Origin of the sequence: Bartonella acomydis, assembly GCF_039543025.1 — a bacterium.
In the GTDB taxonomy this organism is placed as follows: Bacteria; Pseudomonadota; Alphaproteobacteria; order Rhizobiales; family Rhizobiaceae; genus Bartonella; species Bartonella acomydis.
On record NZ_BAABIY010000020.1, the window covers coordinates 78,293 to 91,070 of the forward strand.

The 12,778-nt window shown below is 36.9% G+C and carries 12 protein-coding genes and 1 other RNA gene; all 13 read left to right on the top strand.

Features of this window, described 5'->3' with window-relative positions:
• Nucleotides 1-208: 208 nt before the first annotated feature.
• The 13 genes from ABD909_RS04640 (at nucleotide 209) to lnt (ending at nucleotide 12,657) form a co-directional block, all read left to right on the top strand.
• Nucleotides 209-613, top strand: coding sequence for a hypothetical protein (locus ABD909_RS04640; protein ID WP_345096797.1), 405 nt, complete (start codon nucleotides 209-211; stop codon nucleotides 611-613).
• A 308-nt stretch (nucleotides 614-921) separates the two neighbouring features.
• Nucleotides 922-1,019: signal recognition particle sRNA small type (ffs, locus tag ABD909_RS04645), an RNA gene on the top strand.
• Between the two features lie 231 nt (nucleotides 1,020-1,250).
• Nucleotides 1,251-3,146: a DNA polymerase III subunit gamma/tau gene (locus ABD909_RS04650; protein ID WP_425547943.1), complete on the top strand. Its 1,896-nt coding sequence runs from the start codon at nucleotides 1,251-1,253 to the stop codon at nucleotides 3,144-3,146.
• Between the two features lie 14 nt (nucleotides 3,147-3,160).
• Complete coding sequence (locus ABD909_RS04655) at nucleotides 3,161-3,484, top strand: YbaB/EbfC family nucleoid-associated protein (protein ID WP_345096799.1); 324 nt, start codon at nucleotides 3,161-3,163, stop codon at nucleotides 3,482-3,484.
• A 36-nt stretch (nucleotides 3,485-3,520) separates the two neighbouring features.
• A complete protein-coding gene (gene recR / locus ABD909_RS04660) occupies nucleotides 3,521-4,126 on the top strand; it encodes a recombination mediator RecR (RefSeq protein ID WP_345096800.1) in 606 nt (201 codons plus the stop codon).
• Nucleotides 4,127-4,195: 69 nt separating this feature from the next.
• Nucleotides 4,196-5,224, top strand: a complete 1,029-nt coding sequence (locus ABD909_RS04665; protein ID WP_345096801.1) for a YeiH family protein — start codon at nucleotides 4,196-4,198, stop codon at nucleotides 5,222-5,224.
• 382 nt (nucleotides 5,225-5,606) lie between these two features.
• On the top strand, nucleotides 5,607-6,311 hold the full coding sequence (gene tsaB, locus ABD909_RS04670; protein WP_345096802.1) for a tRNA (adenosine(37)-N6)-threonylcarbamoyltransferase complex dimerization subunit type 1 TsaB: 705 nt from the start codon (nucleotides 5,607-5,609) through the stop codon (nucleotides 6,309-6,311).
• Nucleotides 6,293-6,784, top strand: coding sequence for a ribosomal protein S18-alanine N-acetyltransferase (gene rimI, locus ABD909_RS04675; protein ID WP_345096803.1), 492 nt, complete (start codon nucleotides 6,293-6,295; stop codon nucleotides 6,782-6,784). Before tsaB ends, rimI begins: the two co-directional genes overlap by 19 nt.
• A gap of 31 nt (nucleotides 6,785-6,815) precedes the next feature.
• Nucleotides 6,816-8,192: a tRNA (N6-isopentenyl adenosine(37)-C2)-methylthiotransferase MiaB gene (gene miaB, locus ABD909_RS04680; protein ID WP_345096804.1), complete on the top strand. Its 1,377-nt coding sequence runs from the start codon at nucleotides 6,816-6,818 to the stop codon at nucleotides 8,190-8,192.
• A 159-nt stretch (nucleotides 8,193-8,351) separates the two neighbouring features.
• Complete coding sequence (locus tag ABD909_RS04685) at nucleotides 8,352-9,461, top strand: PhoH family protein (protein ID WP_345096805.1); 1,110 nt, start codon at nucleotides 8,352-8,354, stop codon at nucleotides 9,459-9,461.
• A gap of 12 nt (nucleotides 9,462-9,473) precedes the next feature.
• Nucleotides 9,474-9,974 carry an rRNA maturation RNase YbeY gene (gene ybeY, locus ABD909_RS04690; protein ID WP_345096806.1) on the top strand — a complete coding sequence of 167 codons (501 nt, stop codon included), beginning with the start codon at nucleotides 9,474-9,476 and terminating at the stop codon, nucleotides 9,972-9,974.
• 66 nt (nucleotides 9,975-10,040) lie between these two features.
• Nucleotides 10,041-11,060 (top strand): hemolysin family protein, encoded by a 1,020-nt coding sequence (locus ABD909_RS04695; RefSeq protein ID WP_345096807.1) that lies wholly within the window; start codon nucleotides 10,041-10,043, stop codon nucleotides 11,058-11,060.
• Nucleotides 11,023-12,657 carry an apolipoprotein N-acyltransferase gene (gene lnt, locus ABD909_RS04700; protein ID WP_345096808.1) on the top strand — a complete coding sequence of 545 codons (1,635 nt, stop codon included), beginning with the start codon at nucleotides 11,023-11,025 and terminating at the stop codon, nucleotides 12,655-12,657. Before ABD909_RS04695 ends, lnt begins: the two co-directional genes overlap by 38 nt.
• The last annotated feature ends 121 nt before the right edge of the window (nucleotides 12,658-12,778 follow it).

The window sequence follows — 12,778 nt, forward strand, 5'->3', positions numbered from 1 at the left end:
AGAAAAGCATATATATAATGGTTTAAAATTATTATCAGAGTATAGCCAATAATAATGCTTTCAATTATTTTAGCTTTAAGCAGCGCGTAAAATGATTTTATAAAGTTAAAATATAGTTTAACCCTGCTTTTTACAATGAAATTTGATCTTTTATATTTATGAAAACTGATTTATGATCAATATTATTTTTAGGATAAAGGGAAAAACAATGAAAAAAATCTGCACTCAAGGATTACTCGTTGCCAATATTCTTGTTTACTCCAGTGCTGCATTTGCTGGATTTGGCGAGAAAAAATGGAATTTTGCACCAAATGAAACTGCTATAATTGGTACGTCCGATACAGTACAGCAAGGTGTTGAATATGCTTGTAAAGCATTTAAACCCAAAAAAGCATCTTTTACTTTATCATACTCGTCTCCTGCTGACTTAGAAAAATTAAAAATTGTTGCAGATGATGAAAAGAAAATAACACATGATAAAGAACATAAGATCTTTACGCTCAAAGATGTAAAATCCCTCCATATAAGTTTCCCTTCATCGGGACATTATACTTTTAAAAATATTACTAAGAAAAAAATTACTGGGATAGACTGTGATACAGGGGATTATTAATAATATTTCAAACAATATCTTGGCTTTGCGTTAATGTATGGAAATACTGAAATAAGCTTTTTTCGAAATCGAGCGTCATAAATTATTAACGCTCGGTTTTTGAGAAGTTGAGTTTTATGCTTACGTAATAAAAAAGTTTTGTTCATGGTAAATCAATAACAGGAGCTGTTCCTGAAAATTTAAATCTCCATTACTTTTTGCTGTTTATCATACAAAAATTAAACTCAAAGGAAAAATTCTTGGTTGTTCGTGTCATATTTTTTGTTTCTTAGCTTGATTTTTCATTTTAAATCTACAATATGAATTTGGGAGGTTGGTTGTGGACGAACTGCTCGCCAACTGGGTCAGGTCTGGAAAGAAGCAGCCCCAACGGGTTTTTGTACGGGTCATTTTGCCAACCTCCTATGTTGCTGTATAGATTACATTTTGGTTATTTTTCCGTGAAGTGTCTACAATTTTCAAAGCAGCATTGTGTATAAAGAAATAAGAGATTTTTTGCTGTTTTTAAGAAAATTGTCCTCTTATTTTTAAAAAATAATTTGATTGAGAAAAGATCCTTTTATAATAGATTAAGGTGTTAATTTGTGCCTTCGTGTTATCGAACTGTACGCATAAGAGCTCCAAAGTGGAATCATTAATAGAAAATATGCCGGTAGAGACAGCCTATCGTGTTCTTGCTCGCAAATATCGGCCTCAAAATTTCTCTGACCTCATTGGTCAAGAGGCCATGGTACGTACTCTCACAAACGCCTTTGAAACAGGTCGTATTGCTCAAGCGTGGATGCTAACAGGAATTCGTGGAGTAGGTAAAACCACAACAGCACGTATTTTAGCACGTGCACTCAACTACAAAACAAAGGATATTGACCAACCAACAACCGTATTGAAAACACTTGGTGAACATTGCACTCAAATCATTGAGGGACGCCATATCGATGTTATAGAAATGGATGCAGCTTCACATACAGGTATTGATGATATTCGTGAAATTATTGAAAAAATACGTTACCGTCCTGTTTCTGCTCGCTATAAAGTTTATATTATTGATGAAGTACATATGCTCTCAACGCAAGCATTTAACGGTCTCTTGAAAACACTTGAAGAACCACCCGCACATGTAAAATTTATTTTTGCAACGACAGAAATCCGCAAAGTTCCTATTACAATTCTTTCACGTTGTCAGCGTTTTGATTTGCACCGTATTGAATCAAAAGTTTTGAGCACACATCTGCGCCAAATTGCAAAATATGAAAAAGTAGAAGTGGAAGATCAAGCGCTCTCTCTGATTGCCCGTGCTGCAGAAGGCTCTGTACGTGATGCTTTATCTATCTTTGATCAAGCAATTGCTCACAGCAATGGAAATGTCAGTGCCATTACAGTGCGCGACATGCTAGGATTGGCTGATCAAGCACGTATCATTGATCTTTTTGAATTTATCATGAAAGGTAATGTTGTAAATGCCTTACATGAATTGCGCAGCCAATATGATGCTGGCGCTGATCCTCTTACTATATTAACAGAATTAGCCGATTTCAATCATCTGGTAACACGTCTGCGTTTTACTCCAGAAATAGCCGAAGACCTTTCGCTTACTGAAGATGAACGTTTAAGAAGCTTAAATTTTTCACAAAAACTTTCCGTCCCTGTTTTATCCCGAAGCTGGCAAATGTTACTCAAAGGTTTACAGGAAGTGAATCAGACAGCCCATCCACTGCAAGCCGCAGAAATGTTACTCATTCGTCTTGCACACACAGCTGATCTCCCCACTCTTGATGAAGCTTTAAAAAAACTTATCCAAGAAAAAACGCCTCTCACAATCGTTCCAAATTCTTCTCGTCAAGAATCTACAAATGCACATAATACAACAACAGGTGTATATGCCCATTCTTCCTCAACTACTCTAAACACACCAGCCAACCAATCAGATTTAAAGACACTTGGAACACAATTTAACCACTCCTTGCAAGAAAAAAATTCAGCTGAAATTCAAATTCTTGAAAATTCTGTACCCGTTGAAATTTCTGAAAAACTTGCAAATTCATCACATCCCTCCACAAAAAGCGCAACAGAAATTAATGAATTGCAAACCACCGTTATCAATTCCTTACACGATATTGTTAAACTAGCTGAACAGCATAACGATCTCCATTTTAAAATACTTGTTAAAGAATTTGTTCATCCTGTTTCTTTTAAACCTGAGCATATTACCTTAAGACTTTCTAAAGATGCTCCACATTCTCTTGCTCGTGACATAGAAAAAATGCTTTTTCAATGGACTAAAAAACGCTGGACTATCACCTTTGTTAATGAGGGAGGGGGACCAACCCTGCAGGAAGAAAGTATAGCTATTCAAAAAACACTTTTTTCCAATGCCGAAACAGATCCGGATATCGCAAAAATACTCAACCATTTTCCAGAAGCAAAAATTGTCGACATTCGCCTAAATAAACAAGAAAACGAACTTGATTTACTCCCCAATAGTTTTAAAAGTACAGAAACTTTTAAAAATGAAAGTGAAACTCATGATGAATAAGGATACCTATTTCTATGCGTGATATGATGAGCATGATGAAAAAAGCCAAAGAAATGCAAGAAAAAATGCAGAAAGTTCAAGAAGAACTGGCGAAATTAGAAGTCATTGGTACGGCAGGTGGTGGTCTTGTTAGTGTCACCTTAAACGGAAAAAATATTATTACAGCGCTTCACATTGATCCTTCATTACTCACACCTGAGGAGACTGAAATCCTTGAAGATTTAATCATGGCAGCTTATAATGATGCCAGAGCAAAAATTGACATCGCTATAGAAGAAAAAACCAAAAGCATAACAGCAGGATTACCACTCCCCTCAGGTTTTAAACTCCCATTCTAATGAGGCAGATTTTATTTAATCTTGTGGGATGAGAATATGTCTAAATACATTGCAGGACCTGAGATTGAGCATCTCATTCAGCTTCTGGCACGGTTACCAGGTCTTGGTCCACGTTCTGCTCGTCGTGCTGCACTTCACCTTATCAAAAAAAAAGAAACATTGCTGGAGCCTTTAGGAGCGGCAATACAAGTTGCTATAGACAAAGTTTGCATTTGTTCTGTTTGTGGGAATGTAGATACAATTGATCCTTGTTCGATCTGTACTGATCCACGCCGCGATAATACAACAATTATTGTTGTCGAAGATATTGCTGATCTGTGGGCACTTGAGCGCGCAAAAACTTTAGCCGCACATTACCATGTATTGGGTGGACGACTCTCTCCCTTAGATGGAATAGGTCCTGATGAACTCAATATCGCCCCCTTAATACAGCGTGTTGTACAAAATTCTATCACGGAAATTATTCTCGCTGTCAATGCTACTGTTGAGGGACAAACAACAGCGCATTATATCACCGATCAACTTGCCAATTTCTCAGTTAAAGTTACCCGACTCGCTCACGGAGTGCCTGTAGGAGGTGAACTTGATTATCTTGATGATGGAACTTTAGCCGCAGCGTTACAGGCGAGAACAAATCTTTAAAACTTTTTTCTTTTTTCTGTTAACCCTTTTTGTTTTCTATCATTTCTTTGTTATGGAGGAAATATTAAAATGATAAAAAAAAATCTCTCACTTTTAAACGACTTTGGTCCTGGTATCATTGCATGTTTACTCATATCAATCTTAGCATACGGTTTAGAAGTCTTAGAACAGCAGCTTTTTGGGCAAGCATGGCTTGAAAGTCTTGTTTTGGCAATTCTCTTAGGATCCATCACCCGTAGTTGTTTTACTTTACCAACATATTTTCAAAAAGGTATAGCTTTTTGTGCAAAAACACTTCTTGAATTTGCTATCATGCTTCTAGGAGCGAGCATTAGCGTACATGCGGTTTTTTCAGCCGGTTGGTATTTGCTTGCTAGCATTGTATTCGTTATATTCATAACAATTCTTATGAGCTTTTTTATCGGCCGAATTTTAGGACTTTCTTCACATTTGGCAATGCTGGTTGCTTGCGGAAACGCTATTTGTGGCAATTCCGCTATCGTTGCTGTTGCTCCCATCATTAAAGCAAAACACGAAGAAGTCGCTGCTTCAATTGCTTTTACTGCTCTTTTAGGAGTCATGATTATTTTACTTCTCCCTTTTTTATACCTCTTTTTGAATTTGTCATTTAGCCAATACGGTATACTTGCCGGTATGATGGTTTATGCCGTACCACAGGTTTTAGCAGCAACCGCATCTATTTCTTTTGTAAGTACTCAAATTGCAACTGTTGTTAAATTGGTCCGCGTTCTCATGTTGGGTCCTGTTATTTTTGCTCTATCACTCATTTATCATCGATCAGCACAAACACGCTTTCGCTTGCATACTTTCATTCCATGGTTTATTATTGCCTTTATTTTTATGATGTTAATGCGCTCAAGTGGACTTATTCCTGAAACAACCCTTGTCCCTATCAAATTTATTGCTCAGTTGTTCACTGTCATTTCAATGGCAGCATTAGGTTTAGGTGTTGATATCCGATCATTAAAGAAAGCGGGATGGCGCGTCATTCTGGCTTCAATTTGCTCCATATTTATCCTCAGTGTTTGTAGCCTTATCATGATACAATTGAATGATTTAAATCATATAACATTTTAAAATATGCGTTCTCAAATATTTTGACTTTTCTTAATATCATATAAATTATCCCAAAAGCTCATCAGTATTGGGGTTTTTTTATGAAACCAAGTTAAAAATACCCAAAACTGGCCTATCCTTTTAGATAGAAAATCGAATTTTTACAAAATATGTTTTTATTAGGAATAATAAATGATTTTATAGCTTTTCTCTTTCTATTAGCTTTTGCTTAGGATATGCTACGATAGATGCAATTGACGATCAAATCAGTATCGACTATATCAAAAAAAGATATTGTTGCTTATTGGTATTCATAATTTTTTTAAAATTTTGCAAAAAAACTAACAAAATAAAAAACACAGCAGACCTTTTGTTTATCATCTTATTTAACTAAAATATTTTTATGCTTATCCTTGCCATAGATACTGCTTCAATTTATTGTGCCGTTGCACTCATTCATCATAAATCTGTCCTTGCACGCATAAGCGAACGCATGAACAAAGGACATGCTGAAAAACTTATTGGGCACATTGCACAAATAATGACACAGGCCAATATGACCCTTAATCAAGTTGATCGTATTGCTGTTAATATTGGGCCAGGATCATTTACTGGTCTGCGCGTGGGAGTTTCAACAGCACGCGCTTTAGCATTAGCACTTGAAATACCCGCTGTTGGAGTAAGTGCCCTCGAAGCTTTAGCAGCACAGACAACAACCAATAAAAATACTGCATCAACAATCACCGTTGTCATTGAAGCAGGAAAAGGCATGTTTTACTATCAAAACTTTAATAAAGATCTCACACCTTTGGGAGTACCAGGATTAAAAACAATTGAAGATATTATCGAAGATTTACCGCAACAAACAAAATTGACCGGTCCAGCAGCTGATATCATAGCGCTACATGTAAAAAATAATCAGATAAACAAAAAAATTATCCTAGACAAACTTCTTTGTGAGACGGCAGACATTGTGAATTATGCCTATCTTGCAGCAAAAAAACAATCCCAAAGCCCTCCCTGCCCACTCTATTTACGTAATGCTGATGCAAAACAACAAACTGATTTTGCTTTACCACGAAAAAAAGTATGTCCGAATTTTCATTGAAAAAAAATCATTTTGAGATTGCTCCGCTACAAATTGATGATAGTGCTTCTCTTCATCAAATTCATCAACACTGCTTTGTTTCTGCTTGGGAAAAACAAACCTTTGATAATTTCTTAACAGATCACTCTATTTTCGGATACAAAACTTCCCTCATTGCTCAACCTGAGCAAATTTTAGGTTTTTGCCTCTGCCGTCTCATTCTTGATGAAGCAGAAATTATTACAATTGCTGTTCACCCGCATTTTCATCGACAAGGAATTGGCACCTTACTTATCAATAGCACACTTCACCATCTACACCATAAACGTGCTCTTAAACTTTTCCTAGAAGTAGAAGAAACAAATCTTTCTGCTTTGAAGCTTTATCATCGTTTTGAATTTCAAAAAATTGCTAAACGCCTTGCTTATTACCAATCAAATAATAGCCGAGGAGATGCAATCATTATGCAAAAAACTTTTAAGCAAACAGATTGAGATTTATATCAAAAACATTTAGACATAGGCTATGAATAAAGCAAATCCTAAAAATACCCCCCCTGTTAATCTTAAAAAGGTTTTTATTAAAACCTATGGATGTCAAATGAACGTTTATGATAGCCAACGAATGACTGATAGTCTCAGTACACAAGGTTATATTACGACACAAACACCAAATGACGCAGACCTTATTCTTGTTAATACCTGTCATATTCGTGAAAAAGCAGCAGAAAAACTTTATTCTGATCTTGGTCGCTTGCGCGTGATGCGTCAAGAACGGACTCCCGATAAACCCTTGATGGTCGGTGTAACTGGTTGCGTTGCGCAAGCTGAGGGGAATGAAATCTTACGCCGTGCTCCAATAGTAGATTTTGTCATTGGTCCGCAAATGTATCATCGCTTACCAGATTTGTTAGAAAAAGCGAAAAAAGGAAAAAAAATTATCGAAACAGACTATGCTGTCGAAGATAAATTTGCTCATTTACCACCTCATAATAAACGTGCTGTAAGAAAAAGGGGAGTGAGTGCATTTCTAACAGTGCAAGAAGGCTGTGATAAATTTTGTACTTTTTGTGTTGTCCCTTACACACGCGGTGCAGAAATATCACGATCTGTCGAGCAAATTACTGAAGAAGCGCGTCAACTTATTGAAGCGGGTGTCAAAGAAATTACGTTGCTTGGACAAAATGTAAATGGTTGGCATGGACAAAGTGCGGATGGTAAAATCTGGCGTCTTGGTGATCTTCTCTACCATCTTGCCAAACTGGATGGTTTAAAGCGTCTGCGTTACACAACGAGTCACCCACGAGATATGGATGCAAGCCTTATTGCTGCACATCGAGATCTGGACATATTGATGCCTTACCTACATTTGCCTGTTCAATCTGGTTCAGATCGCATTTTAAAAGCCATGAATCGCCAACATAAAACTATTCATTATCTTCAGCTTATCGAAAAAATCCGCAATGCACGTCCAGACATTGCTTTTTCAGGCGATTTTATTGTAGGATTTCCGGGAGAAACAGATGAAGACTTTGAAAAAACCATTAAACTTATTAAACAAGTGCAATACAGTTCTGCCTATTCTTTTAAATATTCACCTCGCCCTGGAACAGTGGGGGCAACAATGAAAAATCATGTTGATGAAACTGTAAAAGATGCTAGGCTCCAACATTTACAAGTTCTTCTCCTTGAACAACAAAATGCATTTTTGCGTTCTAAAATTGGACAAACAACCGATGTTCTTATTGAAAAGGCCGGACGTCACTCAGGACAAATGGTAGGGCGCTCACCTTGGCTTTTACCTGTTGTCATGGATACAGATGCTTCTACAGGCTGTATGGTGACAACTTATATTAAAAATGCAAGTTCAAATAGTTTTGTTGGTGAAATAGCAAATGTTTAATATCTTGAATGCCTTATTTACAACAAAGATTTAGGAAAGCTCTTTTATTTTTGAAGAAAATGATTACATCTAAAACTTATACTCTATGAAAGATAAATCATCTTTTATAAAGTTTATTGAAGAAAGTATACAAATTTATAATAGATATGGGAGAATAGGTTGAAAGCTTCAACCGAAAAAGTAAAACGCGTTAAAGAAAAAATAAATGCTTCCCCTGAAAATACTCGTACCTTGGGAAAAGCAAGGGCATCAGATGATCATCAAGTTGTTTTCATTTTTGAAAATAATAAATATGCTAAAGCCGTTTTTGGTAAACTTGATGAAAATCTTATCTATATCGAACAAAAACTCGGACTTAGCATTCATCCGCGCGGTAATGAGGTTTTAATCCGTGGAAATATTGCTGCTATACAACAAGCACAATACGTTTTACAGCAGCTTTATGAACGCGCTAAAACACATCAAGAGCTCACTTTATCAGATACAAAAGGAGCAATTGCCATGGCGAATTTACTACAAGAACAGCAAGAAGGCCTAACAACAACCCAACCTGCAAAAAAACGTATCCCCGCACGATTAAATACCCATCAAAAAGTCATCCATGCTAGGACACCAACACAAGATGCTTATATATGTGCAATGGACCATAGTGAACTTGTTTTTTGTGTAGGCCCCGCAGGAACAGGCAAAACATATCTTGCTGTTGCGCATGCTGTCGTGCTTCTAGAGCGTGGAATTATTGAGCGCATTATCCTTTCACGTCCTGCCGTTGAGGCTGGAGAGCATCTTGGCTTTCTTCCAGGAGATCTAAAAGAAAAAGTCGACCCCTATTTACGTCCACTTTATGACGCCCTTTATGATATGATCCCTGTCGAAAAAATAGAGCGTATCTTGGCTTCTGGTGTCATAGAAATTGCTCCCCTTGCTTTTATGCGCGGGCGAACCCTTACCCATGCAGCTGTTATTCTTGATGAGGCACAAAATACCACGCCTATGCAAATGAAAATGTTCCTCACCCGTCTTGGCGAAGGAGCACGTATGATCATCACAGGGGATGTAAGCCAAATTGATTTACCGAGCGGACAAAAATCAGGTTTAAACGAAGCAATTCGCATTCTCTCACACATAGAAAATGTTGCAATTATTCGTTTTGATGAAAAAGATGTTGTGCGCCATCCTCTTGTGGCTGCTATCGTCCGTGCTTATGATGAGGATTCTGCTCCACAAATTAAAGAAATGCCATCTTCAAGTACTTCGTCAAAAAAGTGAGTTCAATTTGTCATGATTACTATTGATATAAATATCGACAGTTCTGGGTGGGATGATGAACAAATACTGTATAATATCACTGAAAAAGCATTAAAAACGACAATGCATCACCTTTCATTCGAAAATGTTGTCAGTGAAATTAGCCTGCTTTTTACCAATGACAAATATATGGCACAAATTAATGCGCAATGGCGTGGTAAAAACAAACCCACCAATGTATTGTCCTTTCCTGCTTTTTCACTTAAAGTTGGGCAGACTCCAGGACCTATGCTTGGTGATATTATTATTGCGCGAGAAACTGTTTTACTTGAAGCAAAGAGTGAGGGAAAATTATTTCAGGATCATTTGACACATATGATTGTTCATGGTGTTCTTCACCTTCTTGGCTATAATCATGAAACAGATAATGAAGCTTACCAAATGGAAAAACTTGAAAAAGAAATTCTTCAAAAGCTTTCTATAAAAGACCCTTATAGTGAATTTGAAAATGATAAAAATCAACTTTTTAAATGAAAATCAACATCATACAATTTAAAATCTCTTATGCCTCTAAAAAGAAAGTTTGAAGATTTCAAAATCATGGCAAACAAAATAAATGCACCAAATAACCGTCAAACATCTTCTCATATTGAAGAACATTCCTTACAACAAGCAAATCATACGGAAAAATATTCTCTAATGAATCATTTATTTTCGTTTTTACGTGGTCGTAATTCTACATCTCTGCGCGATGATCTTACCGTTGCCCTTAAAATTGACAACGAAAAGGATACGGCTCCCTTCTCACCTGAAGAACGCACGATGCTGCATAATATCTTACGCTTGCGTGAAGCACGCGTTGATGATGTTATGATTCCACGTTCTGAAATCGAAGCGTTGGAAATAAACACCCCACTTGGGGAAGCTCTTCAATGTTTTGCAAAAATTGGCCATTCTCGCGTACCTGTTTATGCTGAAACTCTAGATGATCCACGGGGTATGATCCATATCCGAGATATCCTTAACTATATGACTCGCTTTATTATCAACTCAACCAAAACTGAGCAAAAATCTGATTTTCTTCAGTTAAACCATACGTATTTACACACTCCAATCGGTGAATTAGATTTGATTCGTGCTGTTCTTTTTGTTCCTAGTTCCATGCCGGCAAGCAAATTATTAACCCGTATGCAAATCACACGAACACAAATGGCTTTGGTTATCGATGAACATGGAGGTACAGACGGTCTCGTTTCAATGGAAGATATTGTCGAATTAGTCGTTGGTGATATCGAAGATGAACATGATCATGTCGATAATGCTATCGTGCGCGAACCCAATAATAAATGGCTTGTGGACGCAAGAACCGAACTAGAAGATGTGGAAAAAGCTCTTGGTCCTGATTTTATCATCGGAGAATATGGTGACGAAGTTGATACCATTGGTGGCTTGATTGTCTCCATCCTTGACCGCATTCCTGCAAAAGGTGAAGTTGTTGAAGCAGTTCCTGGTTATCAATTTCGTATTTTAGAAGCTGATAAACGCCGGATTAAGCGATTGCGTATTTTTCGTATTCCAAAAAATGAGAATTTTGAGAAAAATGCTCTTTCTGAAAAATAGTCAAATGTTTTTAAGCAATTTCATAATTTTCTTATCTTCTCTTACCAGTTGGAAACGGCAAGCATGGGTATTTTTATGTGGTGCATTTACGTCTTTTGCACTTCCACCCTTCTATTTGACACCTCTGTGCTTTTTAACTTTCCCCATCTTTGTTGTTTTGCTTGACACAATAAGTACCATCCAAAACATTAAAAAGCGCTTTCTGACTTACGCTTTTAGCTGTGGAAATTTTGGTTTCAGTTATTTTATTTGTAGTCTTTGGTGGCTATGCAAAGCTCTATTCGCAAATCCTATTTCTTTTGGTTGGGCAGTGCCCTTTGCTATTTTGGGGCCTCCTCTCTACCTTGCTCTTTATTGGTTTTTTGCTGGATTTCTTGTTGGTTTGCTATGGACTAAAGGAATAGCACGCTTTTTTGTTCTAGCCTTTGCACTAGGATTAGCAGAATGGTTGCGCGCCCACCTTTTCACAGGCTTTCCATGGAATGCCCTTGGCTATACAGCTATGCCAACCCCTATGCTTATGCAATCGGATGCAATCGTGGGGCTTTATGGAATGAATATTCTTACTGTCTTAGCCTATAGTTTACCCGCTGTTTTATTAACGAATGAAAAAAAGAAAAGCGCACTTGTTCTTTGCTTATCGCTTATACTTATTCACAGTGGTTTTGGATTTTACCGTCTCAATACTGCAGAAAACATAACTGATGATCAAAAAAGTCGTTATTGGGTGCGTATTGTTCAACCTTCTATACAGCAAAATATAAAACTTAATAATACAACACGAGAAGCTATATTTGAGACTCATATGCGTTTGAGTGCAACGCCAACAGCAGACCACAATAGAGAGCCTGACTTTATCATATGGCCAGAAGCATCCATTCCTTATCTTCTCTATGATAACTCTACAACCACAATGCGTATTGCTTCTCTTCTAAAACCCAAACAATGGGCTATTCTTGGTGCTATACGTACCAGTGGTGATCCCTTTCATGAACAAGTACAATATTTTAATACAATTGCCGTCATTAACAATAAAGGTAATATTTTAAACACCTCTGATAAACTACACTTGGTTCCTTTTGGTGAATATCTCCCTTATCAAAATTTATTGGAAAAAATTGGATTACATATCCTTGCCGATAATATAGGTGGATATAGTGCTGCAAGTGTGCGCAAAATTGTCACAATGCCAAATGGATTTTCTTATCTTCCATTGATTTGTTATGAAATCATATTTCCCAATGAAATGACTTTTAAAGGTTCCTTTCCTCAAGCAATCATTAATATTACAAATGATGCATGGTTTGGTATAACCCCTGGTCCATATCAACATCTTCAACAAGCACAGCTTCGTGCCGTTGAACTGGGAATCCCCCTCATACGAGCCGCCAATAATGGGATATCAGCTGTTATTGATTCTTATGGGCGAATCATTGTAGCTCTCCAGCAAAATGCTATTGGCATTATTGATTCACCAATTCCATCACCCATTCCCCCTATAGGAAGCAATGAATATAGAATATTCTCTACTTTCATCTTATTTATTCTTATGCTATTGTGCCGCATCGGTTTTGGTTCTACAAAACATCTTAAATGATTCAAATGCCCATATACGGTATTACATTGTGTATGCCAGTAATATTGGGAAAAATTGTTACATATTATTTTAATTATATGATAAACCAGCCTTAGAGAAATCTTTTGTTGGTTTAGAAGCA

Excerpts from the sequence above, each read along its gene's own strand:
- recR (WP_345096800.1), top strand. The coding sequence starts at position 3,521 with ATGTCTAAATACATTGCAGGACCTGAGATTGAGCATCTCATTCAGCTT.
- ybeY (WP_345096806.1), top strand. The coding sequence starts at position 9,474 with ATGATTACTATTGATATAAATATCGACAGTTCTGGGTGGGATGATGAA.
- rimI (WP_345096803.1), top strand. The coding sequence starts at position 6,293 with ATGTCCGAATTTTCATTGAAAAAAAATCATTTTGAGATTGCTCCGCTA.
- ABD909_RS04665 (WP_345096801.1), top strand. The coding sequence starts at position 4,196 with ATGATAAAAAAAAATCTCTCACTTTTAAACGACTTTGGTCCTGGTATC.
- ABD909_RS04695 (WP_345096807.1), top strand. The coding sequence starts at position 10,041 with ATGGCAAACAAAATAAATGCACCAAATAACCGTCAAACATCTTCTCAT.
- miaB (WP_345096804.1), top strand. The coding sequence starts at position 6,816 with ATGAATAAAGCAAATCCTAAAAATACCCCCCCTGTTAATCTTAAAAAG.
- tsaB (WP_345096802.1), top strand. The coding sequence starts at position 5,607 with ATGCTTATCCTTGCCATAGATACTGCTTCAATTTATTGTGCCGTTGCA.
- lnt (WP_345096808.1), top strand. The coding sequence starts at position 11,023 with ATGAGAATTTTGAGAAAAATGCTCTTTCTGAAAAATAGTCAAATGTTT.
- ABD909_RS04655 (WP_345096799.1), top strand. The coding sequence starts at position 3,161 with ATGCGTGATATGATGAGCATGATGAAAAAAGCCAAAGAAATGCAAGAA.
- ABD909_RS04640 (WP_345096797.1), top strand. The coding sequence starts at position 209 with ATGAAAAAAATCTGCACTCAAGGATTACTCGTTGCCAATATTCTTGTT.